13 protein-coding genes are annotated in these 16,881 nt (G+C 38.6%); 10 read left to right on the top strand and 3 right to left on the bottom strand.

All coding sequences use genetic code 11. The annotated features are described in order from the left end of the window. Positions 1–22 precede the first annotated feature (22 nt). The 5 genes from hutU to ACRPLY_RS05490 all read left to right on the top strand — a co-directional run bounded on the left by hutU (position 23) and on the right by ACRPLY_RS05490 (position 4,745). On the top strand, positions 23–1,684 hold the full coding sequence (gene hutU / locus ACRPLY_RS05510) for a urocanate hydratase (RefSeq protein WP_154972749.1): 1,662 nt from the start codon (positions 23–25) through the stop codon (positions 1,682–1,684). 16 nt (positions 1,685–1,700) lie between these two features. Next, a complete protein-coding gene (gene hutI, locus ACRPLY_RS05505) occupies positions 1,701–2,990 on the top strand; it encodes an imidazolonepropionase (RefSeq protein ID WP_098113413.1) in 1,290 nt (429 codons plus the stop codon). Next, on the top strand, positions 2,965–3,948 hold the full coding sequence (locus ACRPLY_RS05500; RefSeq protein ID WP_432231645.1) for an agmatinase family protein: 984 nt from the start codon (positions 2,965–2,967) through the stop codon (positions 3,946–3,948). Before hutI ends, ACRPLY_RS05500 begins: the two co-directional genes overlap by 26 nt. Positions 3,949–4,145: 197 nt before the next feature. After that, positions 4,146–4,577: a MarR family winged helix-turn-helix transcriptional regulator gene (locus ACRPLY_RS05495; RefSeq protein WP_165635736.1), complete on the top strand. Its 432-nt coding sequence runs from the start codon at positions 4,146–4,148 to the stop codon at positions 4,575–4,577. Positions 4,578–4,580: 3 nt separating this feature from the next. Further along, positions 4,581–4,745: a hypothetical protein gene (locus tag ACRPLY_RS05490; RefSeq protein WP_165635737.1), complete on the top strand. Its 165-nt coding sequence runs from the start codon at positions 4,581–4,583 to the stop codon at positions 4,743–4,745. Between the two features lie 85 nt (positions 4,746–4,830). Here the strand turns inward: ACRPLY_RS05490 and ACRPLY_RS05485 are convergent, their stop codons facing one another. Continuing rightward, complete coding sequence (locus ACRPLY_RS05485) at positions 4,831–5,769, bottom strand: nucleoside hydrolase (RefSeq protein WP_165635738.1); 939 nt, start codon at positions 5,767–5,769, stop codon at positions 4,831–4,833. A 33-nt stretch (positions 5,770–5,802) separates the two neighbouring features. Further along, on the bottom strand, positions 5,803–5,937 hold the full coding sequence (locus ACRPLY_RS05480; RefSeq protein WP_223546494.1) for an isocitrate/isopropylmalate family dehydrogenase: 135 nt from the start codon (positions 5,935–5,937) through the stop codon (positions 5,803–5,805). Between the two features lie 389 nt (positions 5,938–6,326). On the opposite strand from ACRPLY_RS05480, the gene ACRPLY_RS05475 reads away from it, so the two are divergent. The 4 genes from ACRPLY_RS05475 to ACRPLY_RS05460 all read left to right on the top strand — a co-directional run bounded on the left by ACRPLY_RS05475 (position 6,327) and on the right by ACRPLY_RS05460 (position 13,875). After that, positions 6,327–7,748, top strand: coding sequence for a YfcC family protein (locus ACRPLY_RS05475; RefSeq protein WP_098113409.1), 1,422 nt, complete (start codon positions 6,327–6,329; stop codon positions 7,746–7,748). Positions 7,749–7,798: 50 nt separating this feature from the next. Continuing rightward, positions 7,799–8,971 (top strand): beta-aspartyl-peptidase, encoded by a 1,173-nt coding sequence (iadA, locus tag ACRPLY_RS05470; protein WP_028413918.1) that lies wholly within the window; start codon positions 7,799–7,801, stop codon positions 8,969–8,971. Positions 8,972–9,064: 93 nt separating this feature from the next. Beyond that, positions 9,065–11,617: a cyanophycinase gene (locus ACRPLY_RS05465; RefSeq protein ID WP_432231644.1), complete on the top strand. Its 2,553-nt coding sequence runs from the start codon at positions 9,065–9,067 to the stop codon at positions 11,615–11,617. A gap of 212 nt (positions 11,618–11,829) precedes the next feature. Next, positions 11,830–13,875 (top strand): sigma 54-interacting transcriptional regulator, encoded by a 2,046-nt coding sequence (locus tag ACRPLY_RS05460; RefSeq protein ID WP_099330793.1) that lies wholly within the window; start codon positions 11,830–11,832, stop codon positions 13,873–13,875. Positions 13,876–13,945: 70 nt separating this feature from the next. Here the strand turns inward: ACRPLY_RS05460 and ACRPLY_RS05455 are convergent, their stop codons facing one another. Further along, positions 13,946–15,022, bottom strand: a complete 1,077-nt coding sequence (locus ACRPLY_RS05455) for a cyanophycinase (protein WP_325078010.1) — start codon at positions 15,020–15,022, stop codon at positions 13,946–13,948. 424 nt (positions 15,023–15,446) lie between these two features. Here ACRPLY_RS05455 and ACRPLY_RS05450 point away from each other — a divergent pair, with 424 nt between their 5' ends. Next, positions 15,447–16,715 (top strand): MFS transporter, encoded by a 1,269-nt coding sequence (locus ACRPLY_RS05450; protein ID WP_325078009.1) that lies wholly within the window; start codon positions 15,447–15,449, stop codon positions 16,713–16,715. The last annotated feature ends 166 nt before the right edge of the window (positions 16,716–16,881 follow it).

Here is a 16,881-nt window from a genome sequence, read left to right as displayed (position 1 = left end):
TTTTATAGAGGAGGAAAACGAAATGGAGACAAAACAAAGTGGAATAAAAGCACCTCGTGGAACAGAACTAACGACAAAAGGCTGGGTACAAGAAGCCGCTCTTCGCATGCTTCTAAACAATTTAGATTCCGAAGTAGCAGAGCATCCGGAAAAGTTAGTCGTATACGGAGGGATCGGAAAAGCAGCCCGTAACTGGGAGGCGTTCGATCGTATTGTAGATACGTTAAAAGAATTAGAAGAAGATGAAACGCTTCTCATACAGTCCGGCAAGCCGGTTGCGGTTTTTAAAACGCACAGTGATGCGCCGCGTGTTTTATTAGCAAATTCAAATCTTGTTCCTGCTTTTGCGAATTGGGAGACGTTCCATGAGCTCGATAAAAAAGGGTTAATGATGTACGGGCAAATGACTGCAGGAAGCTGGATTTATATCGGAAGCCAAGGCATTGTTCAAGGAACGTATGAAACATTTGCTGAGTGTGCCAACCAGCATTTTAACGGAACTTTGAAAGGAACCATTACGTTAACAGCTGGATTAGGAGGAATGGGAGGTGCACAACCGTTAGCCGTTACGATGGCAGGCGGCGTTGTCATTGGAATTGATGTTGATCGCACGCGTATTGAAAAACGTATCGAAACAAAGTATTGCGATACGGTAGTCGAAAGTGTAGCTGATGCAATCACGTTAGCTGAAGATGCAAAAAGATTGGGCAAAGCGCTGTCCATTGGATTAGTTGGAAATGCAGCCGAGATTTTGCCTGAAATGATAAAGCGAGGATTTATCCCAGATATTGTGACAGATCAAACATCGGCACATGATCCGCTTAACGGATATTTGCCGATTGGAGTCAGCTTAGCAGAAGGAGAAAAATTGCGGAATACAAATCCAAATGAATATATAAAACAATCAAAAGCAAGTATGGCTATTCACGTTCAAGCCATGTTAGAGATGCAAAGAAAAGGCGCGGTTGCTTTTGACTATGGCAATAATATTCGCCAAGTGGCGCTCGATGAAGGTGTCGCGAATGCATTTGATTTCCCGGGATTTGTCCCAGCGTACATCCGTCCGCAGTTCTGTGAAGGAAAAGGACCGTTCAGGTGGGTCGCTTTGTCAGGAAACCCAGAAGATATTTATAAAACAGATGAAGTCATTTTACGTGAGTTTTCGGATAATACGCATCTTTGCAACTGGATTAAAATGGCGAGAGAAAAAATTGAGTTTCAAGGATTGCCGGCTCGTATTTGCTGGCTAGGCTACGGAGAAAGAGCGCGCTTTGGAAAAATTATTAATGACATGGTAGCAAACGGAGAGCTGTCAGCGCCTATCGTTATTGGCAGAGATCATCTAGATGCCGGTTCCGTGGCTTCGCCAAATCGTGAAACTGAAGCAATGAAAGATGGCAGTGATGCAGTAGCAGACTGGCCTATTTTAAATGCATTAGTCAATACGGCAGCAGGCGCAAGCTGGGTATCCGTTCACCACGGAGGAGGAGTAGGTATGGGGTATTCTCTGCACGCTGGAATGGTTGTAGTAGCAGACGGGACGGAAGATGCCGCTAAACGTCTAGAACGTGTTTTAACAACAGATCCTGGCATGGGTGTTGTTCGTCATGTAGACGCCGGCTATGATAAGGCCATTCAAACTGCAAAAGAAAAAGGGATACAAATTCCCGCGTTACATGAATAAAAAAGGAGGGATACGTATGACTATTACGTATATCAAATGCGCTGAACAAGTCATTACGGTTAAAGGTGGAAGTCAGCCTAGACGAGAGGAAGAAATGTCAGATCTAGGAATCATTGAAAATGGCAGCGTACTCGTTAAAAATGGAAAAATTGTATTTGTTGGGCCTGACGTCAAAGCGCGGGAATACCTTGAGCATATCCATGAACCTATTAATATAATTGATGCCGAAGGAAAAATCGTAACGCCTGGGTTGATTGATCCCCACACTCACCTTGTGTTTGGCGGCAGTCGTGAAAAAGAATTAGAAATGCGCTTAAACGGGGCAAAGTATATTGATATTTTAAAAGCGGGAGGAGGAATTTTACAAACAACCGTTAGTACACGACAAGCAACAGAAGAGGAGCTAATCAAGCAATCTACAAAACGTTTAAATAAATTTCTGCAGTACGGAGTTACAACTGTCGAAGCCAAAAGCGGGTACGGTTTAAATCTTAAAGATGAAATCAAACAATTAAAAGTAGCGAAGAAACTGAATGAACAGCATCCAGTAGATGTTGTTTCAACCTTTATGGGAGCTCATGCGGTGCCAGCTGAGTACAAAGGAAATGAAGATGAGTTTGTTCGTTTTGTTATCGAAGAAATGATACCAATTGTTGCAAAAGAAGAGCTAGCGGAGTTTTGTGATGTATTTTGTGAAGACGGCGTGTTTACAGTTGAACAGTCAGAGCGTATTTTACAAGCTGGAAAAGCATACGGACTAAAACCTAAAATCCACGCCGATGAAATTGTGTCTTTTGGCGGGGCAGAGTTAGCGGCTAAAGTGGGAGCTGTGTCTGCGGATCATTTATTAAAAGCATCGGATCAAGGAATTAAGCAAATGGCTGAAAGCGGAGTTATAGCCGTTCTATTGCCGGGTACTGCATTCTTTTTAATGGAAGAGCCGGCGCGTGCTAGAAAAATGATCGAAGCAGGGGTACCGGTTGCTTTGTCTACAGATCGAAACCCAGGGTCTTCTCCTACGGAATCGCTGCCGTTTATTATGAATTTAGCTTGTTTAACGATGAAAATGACGCCAGCAGAAGTTTTAACAGCCTGTACGATCAACGCGGCTCATGCCATTGGCAAAGGGGATCAAATCGGAAGTATTGAAGTAGGTAAAAAAGCCGATTTAGTGCTATTTGATGCGCCCAATTACCAAACGCTGCAGTATAACTATGCCGTAAATCTTGTAGACACGGTATTAAAAGATGGAAAAGTTGTGGTTGAAGGCGGTGCTTTACATGAACTATCCGTACCCACAGCTTGATCGACCGCCTTTTTGCTGGCAGCGTCAAAGTACTTCTGACCCAAAAGTAAGTGATTGGATTCAGACAGTTGAAGATGGGTGCAACGTCGACTTTACATCGATAGATATTACGGTCTTGGGCGTGCCTCTTTCAAGGTCTTCCATTAGTGCTTCTGGAGCCAGTGAGACGCCAATGGCCATGAGGAAACTCTGGAAATCCTTTAATCCGTATCATATTGAGTATGATACGGATTTGACTTCCTTGTCAGTGTTGGATTTAGGGGACGTCAAACAGCACGTAACGGATATAGAGAAGTCTCATCAGTATATAAAAGAAGCGATGATGTCTATGCGGAAATGTCATCCGCATGCGCTGCCTGTTATGCTCGGAGGAGACCACTCCATTACAGCTATGTTAGTAAAAGGATGGAAAGAGTCACATCCTGAACAGAAAATAGGAATTTTACAGTTTGATACGCACTTTGACTTACGAAGCTTAGAAGACAATGGCCCTTCTAACGGAACACCCATACGGAATTTAATTGAAAGCAACACAATTGATGCAACTCATGTATGGAATATTGGGCTTCACGGGTTTTACAACTCAAAATCGTTAAAGGAATATGCAGATAGCAAAGGCGTTCATTGTGTAACGTTACTGCAAGCAAGAAAAGCGGGAGTAACTCATACGGTGAAAGAAGCACTAAAACAGCTGAGCAAAGAAGTAGACATGATCTATTTAACCGTTGATATGGACGTGTTAGATATTGCTTACGCACCTGGAGTTCCAGCAGGAACCACAGGGGGAATGAGAACGGAGGAATTGTTTGAAGCGGTATACACGGCTGGGAGTCATCCGCTTGTTCAAGCAATGGATATTGTATGTCTAGATCCGTTGCGTGATGTAAGAGAAATAACTGTAAAAGCAGGCGTACACGTATTTTTGAATTTTTTAACGGGAGTTGTAAACAGAAAGTGAGGGAGTATACTTCCTTACTTTTTTTATTGTTAAATAGCTGCTTCCATAGGATTAATAAACTATTTTTTAGAGCGAGATAACATAACTTTAGAAGTGTGTATGGATTTTAGTAAATGTATTTTTACTAAAATGAACGATTTTTATTGTTTTTATTCAAAATTAGTAATAATATATTTACTAAAGAAGGTGAGTATCTCATGAAGGAAAAACTGGCTAAGGAATATATCGCTTTAATACCGGTTTTATTTGAAAGCTTTAAGAACTTAAACAAGAATGAAGTGAAATTAACACATTTACAAAATCACGTAGTTGAATTTATGTATATGCAAAAAAGAGATTTGAATATTAAGGAAATTAGCCAAGGGTTAAATATTGCCAAACAACAGTTAACGAATGTTATCAGTGAATTGGAAAATGAAGGATATTTAATCAAAATGCCTGATCCGCGAGATAAGCGTGCAGTTTTAGTCACATTAACACATAAAGGAAAAAGTATTCAAGAGGAAAAATGGAGAGGGATTTATAGTAACTTTCATAGAAATCTTGCCAAATTAAATGAAGAAGAGCAAATAGACCTGCAGTTTGCTCTTCATAAATTAAATGTTTTGTTAAAAAAGATGGAGGGATAAATCATGAATCAAAGAGAGCGAATTTCACTCATTAGTGTAGGCGTTATAGGTGGGATAGTAATGGGAGTAATTTATAAAGATATATCCAACTGCTTGATTACAGGTGTGATTGTTGCTTCAATCATTACTTTAATGCTCAATCAAAAAGCAAAAAAAACAGCTAGATAGTATGAATAAACGTAAGACAGCACCAGCAAGTTGTGAACTCGACGTTCTGGTGCTGCCTCTATAAAATTTATCTTCTAGATGAACATTACGAAGCTGAATATGTTTTAAGAGCCTCAATCATTAAATTCCAAAATCCGTCTACATCAAGACTTAAACCGAATTTAGCATTGGGTTTTCTCCCTGTGACTCCAAGCAAATCAACTGAAGTTGTTCCAGCCGTGTATTCTCCGCGTGTTTCTACTACAATATTAACTTCTTTTAGCGTAAATAGTTCTGGAGCTACACAGTAAGCAACGGTCAATACATCGTGAACAGGAGGGCCATTAAATCCAAAGGTTTCTTTATAGGCAGATTTAAAAAATGCTAATAATTCCCCGACCTTTTTTGCTACGTTATTATCGATGTTCATGACTTGGTTAATAACGTCATCTGTTGCAACGGCTTGATGCGTAATATCTAACCCCATTACTACGAGTGGGATGCCGCTATCGAACACTTTTTTAGCCGCTTCTGGGTCTGCCCAAATATTAAACTCAGCCGTTGGCGTCCAGTTCCCGAAGGTTCCACCGCCCATAAGGATAATCTCTTCAATGTTTTCTTTCATTTCTGGAGCTTTCATTAAAGCTAAGGCAATGTTCGTTAAAGGACCGGTAGGCAAAAGCGTAACGGGATCTTCTGACTCTTTGACCATTCGTATAATAGTATCTACTCCGTGTTCTTCGCTCCAGCTGCGAGAGAGAGCCGGGAACTCAGGACCGTCTAATCCTGAATCTCCGTGTATACTAGGCGCGTTTTCACGTCTGCGCATCATTGGTTCGCTTGCTCCTTTTGAAACAATCACGTTATGTAACGATACCAAGTCACACACTTTCAAAGCATTCACCGTCGTTTTTTCAATTTCTGCGTTTCCTGAAACAGTTGTAATCGCTAAAATATCTAATTCCGGTCGTGCGGCAGCTAAAATAATTGCAATGGCATCATCATGACCTGGATCACAGTCCATAATAATCTTTCTTTTTTTCATTATGATCACCTCTATAGAATGGATAAATTGCTGTTAATTTTGCGTGGATTTTATTTTCTCTAAAATAGCTTCTGTAAACTCCGATGTAGAGACATGTCCGCCTAAATCTTTCGTTTTCACTTCATCTTGGAGCGTTTGATAAAGTGCGTGTTCTACTGTAGCAGCCACTTCTGTAAGTTTACGATCCGCATGTTTTTCAGCCAGCCATTTGAGTGTAGTATTTTTTTATGTCTATAGATTAAATTCTTTTATCTTTCGTTTTGCTGCTTTTTAAAAAAAGAACTAGCTAATGGTTTCATGCTCCAGATTTTCTATCAACTAGCTTCTTAATTGGCGTTATTAAATTTTAAAAAACACCCAATTAACACCTAAAACACATTTTAATTATATCATAATTCAGAAAATTAAACGGTTATACGTTGGCACGAAAATTGCTTGTACTATATGTGAAGAACACAAGAGAAAGGAGCAATGTGTAGCTGCAGATAAGGAAGCTGCTTTTAAAGAACGAGATGTCTGTTTAAAGTTACTATTTCACAATGAAGGGGAGAAGAAGAATGAGTGAACCGCAAAAGGAAATGAGTTCATTAAATCAGGTACGGAAAAAAGAGAGAAAAATAAACGTTTTTGCTTTATTGTTAAGCTTTCTTGTGATTGCTACCATTTTAACGTATATCTTGCCAGCAGGAGAATACGCACGTGTAGAAGTAGACGGACGAACAACGGTAGATCCTCAGTCGTTTAAATGGATTGGTTCTACACCTGTTGGATTCTTTGATATGGTCAAAGCGATACATACAGGAATGGTAGAAGGAGCCGACATTATCTTTTTTGTATTAATTATCGGCGGTTTCTTTGGTGTACTAAGCGCTACGGGGACAGTAGATGTATTGATTACAACGATGGCTAAAAAGCTTGCTACTAGAGAAAAATTATTAATTCCTGTTATGATGCTATTTTTTGCGGTAGGCGGTTCTTTAATGGGGATGGCGGAAGAAACTCTAGCCTATATTCCTCTTTTAATTCCGCTGGCACTTGCTCTTGGGTTCGACGCATTAACGGGAACTGCCATTGTTTTAATTGGAGCATCAGCTGGTTTTACTACGGCAGTTATGAATCCGTTTACAGTGGGTGTTGCACAAGGAGTAGCAGAACTTCCTATGTTTTCTGGAATGGGCTTTCGCCTTGTCTTATTCGTAGTTGTTTACGCTGTTTCAGTATGGTTTGTCTATCGATATGCGATGAAAGTGAAAAAAAGTCCTTCGATTGGAACATACGGAAAATACAGCATAACTAATGCAAATAAACTTTTAAACTCCGATGCCAAGTTAACTAGAAAGCATAAATGGATTATGGCAGCATTTCTTGTTAACTATGTAATTCTTGCTTTTGGCGTTATTAAGTATAAGTGGTACATTACTGAAATTGCTTCTCTGTTTGTGATTTTGACAGTTGTGATTGGGATTATTGGAAGACTCTCTGTTGAAAATACGGTTAAGTCGTTTACAAACGGGGCAGCAGCACTGGTTGGAGGAGCGCTTGTTATCGGAGTTTCTCGCGCAGTTCTTGTTGTTTTAAATGAAGGTCATATTGTAGACCCTATGCTTCATCAAGTATCTGGAGCGATTCAACATATTCCGGGATATTTAAGCGTCATCGGAATCTACAACTTCCAAGCGCTGATTCATCTTATTTTAGCATCTGGAACGGGTCATGCGATGCTGACGATGCCAATCATGACGCCTCTTGCAGATTTGCTTGATATTACGCGACAAACGGCAGTATTATCTTTTTCTTTTGCAGACGGCATCGGAAACATTATTTTCCCGACGGCTGGAACATTAATGGCTGGCTTAGCAATTGCGGGAATTTCATGGACAAAGTGGGCAAAATGGGTGTTGCCGTTAGTCCTTATTCAATATGTGATTGGTCTAATAGCCGTTGTGATTGCTTATTTTATCAATTACGGGCCATTTTAAGAGATAGAAAAATGTAATTTGTAAGTTGAGCTTACTAGGAGGAATAGAAGTTGTTAACCTTAATCAAAAACGCAGAAGTATATGCACCACAGCACTTAGGAAAAAAAGATATATTGCTTGCAGACAGCAAAATCATCCTTATAAAAGATTGTATTGATCATGTAAATACGTCCATTCCTATTGATGTTGTAGATGCCGCTAATCACATTATAGCTCCAGGCTTCATTGACTCACATGTTCATATTATTGGCGGAGGAGGAGAAGGTGGATATAAAACACGCACTCCTGAACTAATGTTAACCGATGCAACGACTGCCGGTGTTACAACTATTGTAGGTGTACTTGGAACAGACGGTACAACAAGAAGAATGGAAAACCTTCTGGCCAAAGCAAGAGGGTTAGAAGAAGAAGGGATCAGCTGCTTCATTCACACAGGTTCCTATCAAATACCGGTAAAAACGTTAACTAATAGCATTGAAGAAGATCTTATTTTAATTGATAAAATTATCGGAGTAGGTGAAATTGCCATTTCCGACCACCGTTCTTCTGAACCGACATTTGAAGAACTGGTGAAGGTGGCTTCCGCTGCCCGCAATGGAGGGATTTTATCAGGGAAAGCCGGAATATTAGAGATTCACGTAGGAGACGGAGAACGAAAATTATCTTTATTGAATCAAATCGCAGATAAAACAGACCTGCCAATTCGTCAGTTTCACCCTACACATATTAATAGAAATGAAGAGCTGTTTAAAGAAGGAATTCAATTTGCAAAGCGAGGCGGCTACGTAGATTTTACGACTAGTACGATCCCTCACTTTTTAGAAGAAGGCGAAGTTAAGTGCAGCAAAGGGTTACGCATCATGCTGGAAGAGAAAGTGGCGATTGACAGCATTACGTTTTCATCCGATGGAAACGCGAGCCTGCCGTTTTTTGATGATAACGGAGATTATAAAGGTCTTCAAGTTGGAAAAGTGTCTTCTTTATTTCAAGAAGTACGAGATGCAGTATTAGAGGAATCAGTACCGTTAGAAACAGCTCTTCAAGTCATTACTTCTAATCCTGCCAAAGTATTAAAACTGTCCAATAAAGGGCATATTCAACCCGGAAAAGATGCAGATTTAGTCCTTTTAGACAAAGAGACGCTAACAATTAAAACGGTTTTTGCTCAAGGTAAAGTAATGGTAAAAGACGGTGTCCCTGTTGTGAAAGGAACGTTTGAATAACAGGTTTTAGATATCATTTATCAAAAGTATCGCGGAAAGGATACGAGCTAATTAGAGAAGGGTATTAAAATTTGCGTGGAAAGGATCTTTCAAATGAAAAAGAAACTGGTTTCATGTCTCATCAGCTTTACATTACTTTCTTCGTTGAGTACACCCCTGCTTGCAAAAGCACAAGAAAATACTGAAGGCATTAAAGGCAGCCTTGTTATTGCAGGCGGAGGTGTAGGAACATCCAATCAAGATATATATGAAAAATTTCTCTTGCTTGCTGGGGGAAAAGAAAAAGCCAAGGTAGGGATTATTCCAGCTGCTAGCACAACGCTGCAGTCTTCTGAAAAGTTTAAGAAAGACCTCGTGAAATACGGAGTAAACTCAGATTCTATTCAAATTCTTCCCGTTTCCAATCACGATTTTTCTGACACACAAAAAGATGAATCGACTTGGAAGAATCAAGTGAACGACAAGAAGTTATCCCGTACGATTAAAGGACTAACGGCAGTTTGGTTTGTTGGAGGAGACCAAACAAAAATTGTGGATTCCCTTCGTCAAAATAATGGAAACGATTCTGAAGCGTTAAAAGCTATCTGGGATATATATCGTAAGGGAGCAGTTATCGGAGGTACAAGTGCAGGAGCTGCAATTATGAGTGACGTCATGATTACAGGAGGAGACAGTCTAGGAGCTTTAAAAGAAAGTATAGGAAACAAGGAAAATAAACATGTAAACAAAAACCAACACAATAAGAAAGAATACGAGCCTCTATCAGTTCAAAAAGGGTTGGGATTTTTCCAACACGGCATAATTGATCAGCATATGGATGAACGAGCACGACTTGGGCGACTTGCAGTAGCTGCGTATAATGCTGAACGCGACAAAGAAAAAAACTTTGCATACGGTGTAGACGAAGATACTGCTATGGTCGTTAACAATAAAGATCAAAAGGTTGAAGTCGTTGGAAGAAGCGGAGTAGCTGTATTAGATATGAGCCAAGCTAAGCTTATATCTAAGCAAAAAGTGCGTTCAGGCTTAGAGAACATAAAAGTCAGTTACTTATCTCCTGGAGATAAAATTAACTATCATTTAAAATCATTTGAATTTCCAAACGATAAAGTAGAAACGAAGGGGTTTGAATATTATTCCTTTAACGCACTGCCTGCTACGGGTGTTTTTACACCGTATGGAAGATTAAAGGCTTATTTATCATATTCTTTCGTTGATAATAAATCAATGAAATCTGCTAACAGCTATGTTTATGACAGTAAAGGGTCTGGATACGAAATTGCTTTCCAAAAGGATAATGACACAAACGGCTACTGGCGGTATACTGATGGACAAAAAGATGATTATTCCATTGTAAATGTAAGAATGGACATTACACCTAAAACCGTCAAATTTCAACCGGATAAAAAAACTAGTTTAACGTATAAAAAACCTACTTTTTCTTCACCTGAAAGTCCTGTATACGACGAGATTAAAGGTAACCTCTTAATTGCAGGAGGAGCGCTTGGAAGCAGTAATTCAAGCGTGTATAGCAAGTTTATTACTCTTGCAGGAGGAAAGCAGGCCAAAATAGGGATTGTTCCTGCAGCGAGTACTAAGTTCGACTCCTCTAATCAGTTTAAAAGTGATTTAGTTAAATACGGAGTGAAGGCAGAAAATATAGAGATTTTACCTATTTCAAACCACGACTTTAAAGGAACTTCTGAAGATGAGTTGACTTGGAAAACAAATATGAACAGTGATAAACTAGCGCAAAAAGTTAAAGGGCTAACAGGCATTTGGTTTGTAGGAGGAGATCAAACCTTGATTACGGGCTCGTTGCGGAATGAAAATGGTTCGGACTCAAAAGTTTTACAAGCCATATGGCATACGTATAAAAACGGGGCAGTACTTGGCGGTACGAGTGCCGGAGCGGCGATTATGAGTAATACTATGCTCGCTGGCGGAGATAGCTACGGAGCTCTTTCGTACGGATTTACAGACACATACGATGATATGACTCAGCAAGAAGGCGGTCCTGCTTATTTGGAAAAAAGCCTTGGTTTTTTTCAATACGGTCTTGTAGATCAGCATTTTGACAACAAAGCAAGACTAGGACGCCTTATTGCAACAGCATATGAAAAAGGAAATAAAAATCAGCTTTCTTACGGCATCGATGAAGATACTGCTATGGTGGTAAACAATAAAGAAAAACAAATAGAAGTTGTTGGAAGAGGCGGTATTACGTTAGTTGATTTAGCCAAAGTACAGGCAAATGACAAATTTCCGAGTGATTACAAAAATATTCTTATCTCTTGTATTACTCCAGGCGATAAAGTAAATATGACAACAAAAGAAATCGTCATAAACCCAGCTAAAACATCTACTAGAAAAAATGAATACTACAGTGAAAAGATTGGGCCAAACACGGGTCTTTTCTCTCCGCACGGTGTATTAAGAAAATTTTTAGCTTACGATCTTATCGATAACGCTCAGAGCAAAGAAATAAAGAGCTATGCGTTTAACCAAGGCAAAGGTTTTGAGCTTACCTTCAGAAAAAGCCCTGAAAGCAATGGCTATTGGGCTTATACCGACGGTCAAAAAGACGATTACTCTATTGTGAAAGTAGCCTTAGATATCAAACCAATAAACGTAGACATTAAATGAGAAAAAAGTAATTCAATACATCTAGCACTTTAGCATATCGTGCCTCCACCCATTAAAGTGGAGGCGCTTTTTTCTACTTATTTTTATTTACAAAAGGGACAAACGTCCGCTAGATGAAATGCACAGCAAAGTATAAAATGATAGGTATAGTATTCCAAGACTAATCTCTGAAGGCAAGTCAAGTTAAAGGCCTGTAGAAAGGTGTCCATACGATGAAAAAGAAATTAGTTTTAATAACAGGAAGCAAGCAAACTAGAATCATTTTACACAATCAATTAAAAGAGTTGCTAGGCGATTATATTTTTATTGAATGCTTTGCGATTGATGAAGAATTACCAAGAAAAATTGATGGAGATGTTGTTCTTTATTCATCAGAGAGTATATATCATGAAATGAAGAACAGATTAGACGTTCAGCATGCACATGAAATTGTAGGAAATAGAACAATTCATCATAAACATATAAATGAATTACTGAAAATCCCTGCCCATACAAAAGTATTAATTGTAAATGATGACGATAAAGAAACTCTTAAATTAATAGAATCTCTTTATCAAGTAGGCATTAATCATGTTCAGTTTATCCCTTTTAAAAAGCAAAAGACCTATTACGAAGGTGTTGAAATTGCTGTTTCTCCAGGTGAGGTTCACTTGTGTCCCCCATACGTAAAACATGTAATTGATATAGGCGTTAGACTTTTTGACATGGCGACCATTTTTGAACTTATAAAATCATTCGGTTTTAATCAGTCTAATCATTCAATTATTTGGGATCGCTATTTGCGAAACATCATTGTGCTGCAAAAAAAACTAATAGAAGCAGAAGGGAAAATGAAAGAACTTCACCTTCATGTAAAGAGTATTGTAAACGTAGTAGAAGATGGTATTCTTGCCGTGGATTTTAATAGAAAAATTACGTTATTCAATAAAAGGTTAGAATCACTGTTCCAGCTAGCTTCTTCCGATGCTATAGATCATGAGATTCAAAGCGTAATTTCTAACAAAGGCCTTGTGGAGTTTATTATATCGTCCGACGAGAAAAGTCAGTACTTTAACATAAATGGGTACGAAATGGTTATCTATAAGTCGATGATTGAGAAAAGCAATACTACTGTAGCAACGTTTAAAAGTGTTAATCAAGCTGTTGAAATAGAAGGAAAAGCGCAGTCAGAACTTAGAAAAAACGGATTTTCTGCTAAGTATAACTATCAAGATATTATAGGAGAACACCCAGCTTTGCTTAAAACGATTGAAATTTCCCGGAAAATGGCTGCCACTGAGTATCCTATTTTGATTCAAGGAGAAACCGGTACAGGAAAAGAGCTGTTTGCTCAGGCTATCCACAATCATTCTACACGTAAAAATGGACCGTTTCTTGCCGTAAATTGCAGTGCCATGACCGATACATTACTAGAAAGTGAGCTGTTTGGGTACGAAGAAGCCAGCTTTACAGGAGCGCAGAAAGGCGGCAAAAAAGGGCTGTTTGAGAGCGCTGATAAAGGTACAATCTTTCTAGATGAAATTGGTGATATCAGCCCGCGTTTACAAACTCAGCTTTTAAGGGTGCTTCAAGAAAAAGAAATTAGGCGGGTAGGAGGTACAAGAGTCATTCCGATTAATGTAAGAATCATAGCAGCCACTCACAACAATTTACTACATAAAATGAAAGAAGGTCTGTTTCGAGAAGATCTGTACTATCGTTTACATGTATTATCTTTAACGATTCCTCCTTTAAGATATAGAAGAACCGATATTCCTTTACTGATTCATCATTTTATGTCCAAATCGAAAACGTGGACGCATATCCATCCAGAAGCGATGAAGCTGCTTATCGAACATGAATGGTTAGGAAATATAAGAGAATTAAAAGGCGTCATTGAGTATTTACTTACCGTCTGCGATGACAACGAAGTGAAAGCAAAAGACGTAGAGTATAGGCTTAGTAGTCAAAAAGAAGATCATTCTTTGTATGAAGTTGAAAATGAATCGGTTGACTTAATCGAACTTCAAGAAAATCGTGCCCTGTTAGAAACGATAAAACAGTGTAATGATACAGGAAAAGCAGCAAGCAGAAAGTGGATTACGCAGCATTTAAAAGGCTTTACTCTTACAGAACAGCAGGTGAGAAATCGTTTGGATCTACTAGAAGAAAAAGAGTATATTATAAAACGCAGAGGCAGAGCAGGAACAAAAATAACAGAAAAAGGACTGCATTATCTATATCATTTAAAAACAAAACAGCACTTAATCAATCCTTAATATAAGAAAGAAAGGGAAACTTCACTAATTAAGTTTCCCTTTTCTATAAAATAAAATATTCATTTACCGTTTACGGCTGATTTCCTCCGTAAACTTTTCCTGTAGAAGAAGTAATAACACCGCCGTTTACGTTTAAAGTATAAGCTAATCCTCCAGAACCTGTCCAAGTGGAAAGATTAAAAGTGCTGCCATTAAATAGTTTATAGATAGAAATATTATTAAACGTCAGAGGCTGACCGCTTACACAAGTAGTAGGCGCCTTATTTGTTTTAGCCAGATAAACAGCAGCATTTGTAGAGCCCGGCTGTGTTACGACCTTAGCTGAACCATCTTTTTCTACCAACAGTGCTGACTGTTCATTAACAGCAATCCCTTTTGCGCTTGTTCCAGTTTCTTCTCCATCTTTAATATTACGTGCAAGAAAGGTTAAAAAGCGTCCCATTCTATCTCGTTGTTCAAAATGGGTGTCTGTTTGAATGTTGTTGTTATGAGGTGTTTGAATCAAATAATCTGTAAAGGAAATAAGAGAACTATAAGGATTGTTTAGCGCTGTTTTAGAATCTAAAGTTGTAGAGCCTGCTGAGATAGAGTCGTAAATGTGATCCCCTTGAATCATAGTCCCAGCACTTGTTCCTCCAAAAGGAATGCCTTGATTAATACGATTATTTAATGCTGTAAGAGCGGGAGACCCTTCTAAAAAATCTACATAATCAGCTTGATTGCCTCCAGCAAAAAAGATGCCTTCTGCTTTGTTAATCTTATCTATTAAAGAAGAGTCTGAACCTGCTCTTATTAAATCATCGACGACAATTGTGCTAACAGAGTTAAGAGGCTTACCTATGCTTTTTGCTAGGTCGTAAATATAAGAGTTATAGGCATCAGTACCCGTCGCTCTTATAACTAAGAAATCTCCGCCGTTTGCCTTTTGAATCATCCATTTGAACGCTTCATCTACATCGATGCTTCCACCCATATAGACTTGTCCAAAGCTTGTACTAGTCGCTTTGTCTGCAGTACTTCCGACTTGATAAAGTGTATAAGGTGCAGATGCAGCAGAAGCTGAAATGGGCAGTAAAAGAGATGCTGCGAGAACAGCACCAGTAATGACCTGCTTTTTAATACTTTTCTTACGTTTAACTTTTTTCATAAAGTTCTCCTCCTTTAGTAAGTGTTCATAGATGAACATGCAATTTTTATACCAACTTATTAAACAGCTGAAAAGCTGTGAAAAAAGAGGTCTTTTGAAAAAAACACGGGTGATATAGGTTCTTTATGGGTTCTTATTAAATTGCTTTATAACCAAAAATGACAAGAAGAACTCTAACTTGGATGCCTAATAGTGAAAGGGAAATAGTAAAGGATATATTTTAAAAGTCCATACCTCATTGAAAAATAACCTTTAAAAACTTAAAATTATAATAGAAAGGAAAAACAAGGATAAAAAGAAGAGCTGTCCGCAATAGCGACCTATTTATCAAACAGACCTTCATTCTATCAATATCTTCATCTCTTAAACGTTTTCCACCAGCATTTCTACGCAGAAAAAATTATACATGAGAGGATCTATCAAAATGAACAAGCAGGAAAGTAGTTATAGATGGGTGGTTTTTGGAACCGCTTTATTAGCGTATTATTTGATTGTCAGTCAACGAACAGCCCCCGGACTTATTACCGAGCAGTTAATGAAAGATTTTCACGTTTCAGCATCCGTTATAGGATTGATGACGAGTATACAATTTTTAGCCTATGCAGGCCTTCAGATTCCTGTTGGTTTACTTTCTGACCGGTACGGTCCAAATCGATTTCTTATCATCGGATCGCTTTTAACCGGAATAGGAAGCCTTATCTACAGCACATCTCCCAACGAATATGTGTTAATTTTCTCTCGTTTGCTAGTCGGTACCGGAGACTCCATGATTTTTGTCAATTTAGTGTTAATTTTAAGTCAGTGGTTCAAGGGAAATGAGTTTGTAAAGCTGTTAGGTTTAATTGGGCTGGTAGGAAGTGTAGGTTCATTATCAGCTACTGTACCTTTATCTATGTGGATTTCACTTTCAGGCTGGAGAGTTCCTTTTCTTAGTATAGGTCTAGTTTTAATCGCGGTATCTTATTTGCTTTATGTCGTTTTAGTCGTAAAACCTAAACGATTATTTGTAGATGATGCTAAAGCAAATAAAGCCTCTGTTAAGACTCAAGAAAGCGTATGGGCGATCCTAAAAAGGGTAATGACGACTCGTCAAGCATGGGCAACATTTCTTTGTCATTTTGGTGTAGTAGGTACATATATAGGTTTTATTGGCTCTTGGGGAGTTCCTTATGGCATGAATGTGTTTCATTTATCTCGCGCTGATGCAAGTCAGCTTATTATGTATGGTTTGTTTGGCGCTATGATTGGCGGACCTTTAATTAGCTGGATATCAAGCAGGTTAAACTCCATTAAAAAAATCTATTCACTCGTCCATCTTATTGTGGTGCTTAGCTGGACAGGATTATTATTAACGGGAGTGAAACCTTCATTCATGCTAGTCGTTATTTTACTTTTTATCATCGGATTTGGAAACGGCGCAAGCGCTTTGACATTTGCCGTAGTACGCCAATCTTTTTCAGTAAAAGAAGTAGGAGTTGTATCAGGTTTTGCTAATATGGGAGGCTTTTTAAGTGCCGTATTATTACCTAGTATTTTCGGAAATGTCCTTGATTTATTCCCTGAACGCTCGCTGCACGTGGGCTATCATTATGCTTTTATGATTCCCATTTTGTTTTCAATGATGGGGTTGTTAGGTGTCTTACTAATTAAAGAAAAAGGAAAAAAGGAGCAGAAGGTGCTGCATGCTTCTTAATTCACAATGACTGTCGCATTTACAGTGCAGAAAAATTCGTATATTTATTATAAGATTCATTTTTATACTTTCAAGCAGCCAGAAGATAATCGCTTTTATAAGTGGTTATCTTTTTTAGTCTACCCCATTTCTTCAGAGTCATATAAAGCTATACTTCTAAAAACAA

Origin of the sequence: Priestia sp. TGN 0903, from assembly GCF_050846855.1 — a bacterium.
Classification (GTDB): domain Bacteria; phylum Bacillota; class Bacilli; order Bacillales; family Bacillaceae_H; genus Priestia; species Priestia zanthoxyli.
The sequence above is the reverse complement of the archived record's forward strand: the minus strand, read 5'-3'. Positions and strand labels throughout refer to the sequence as shown.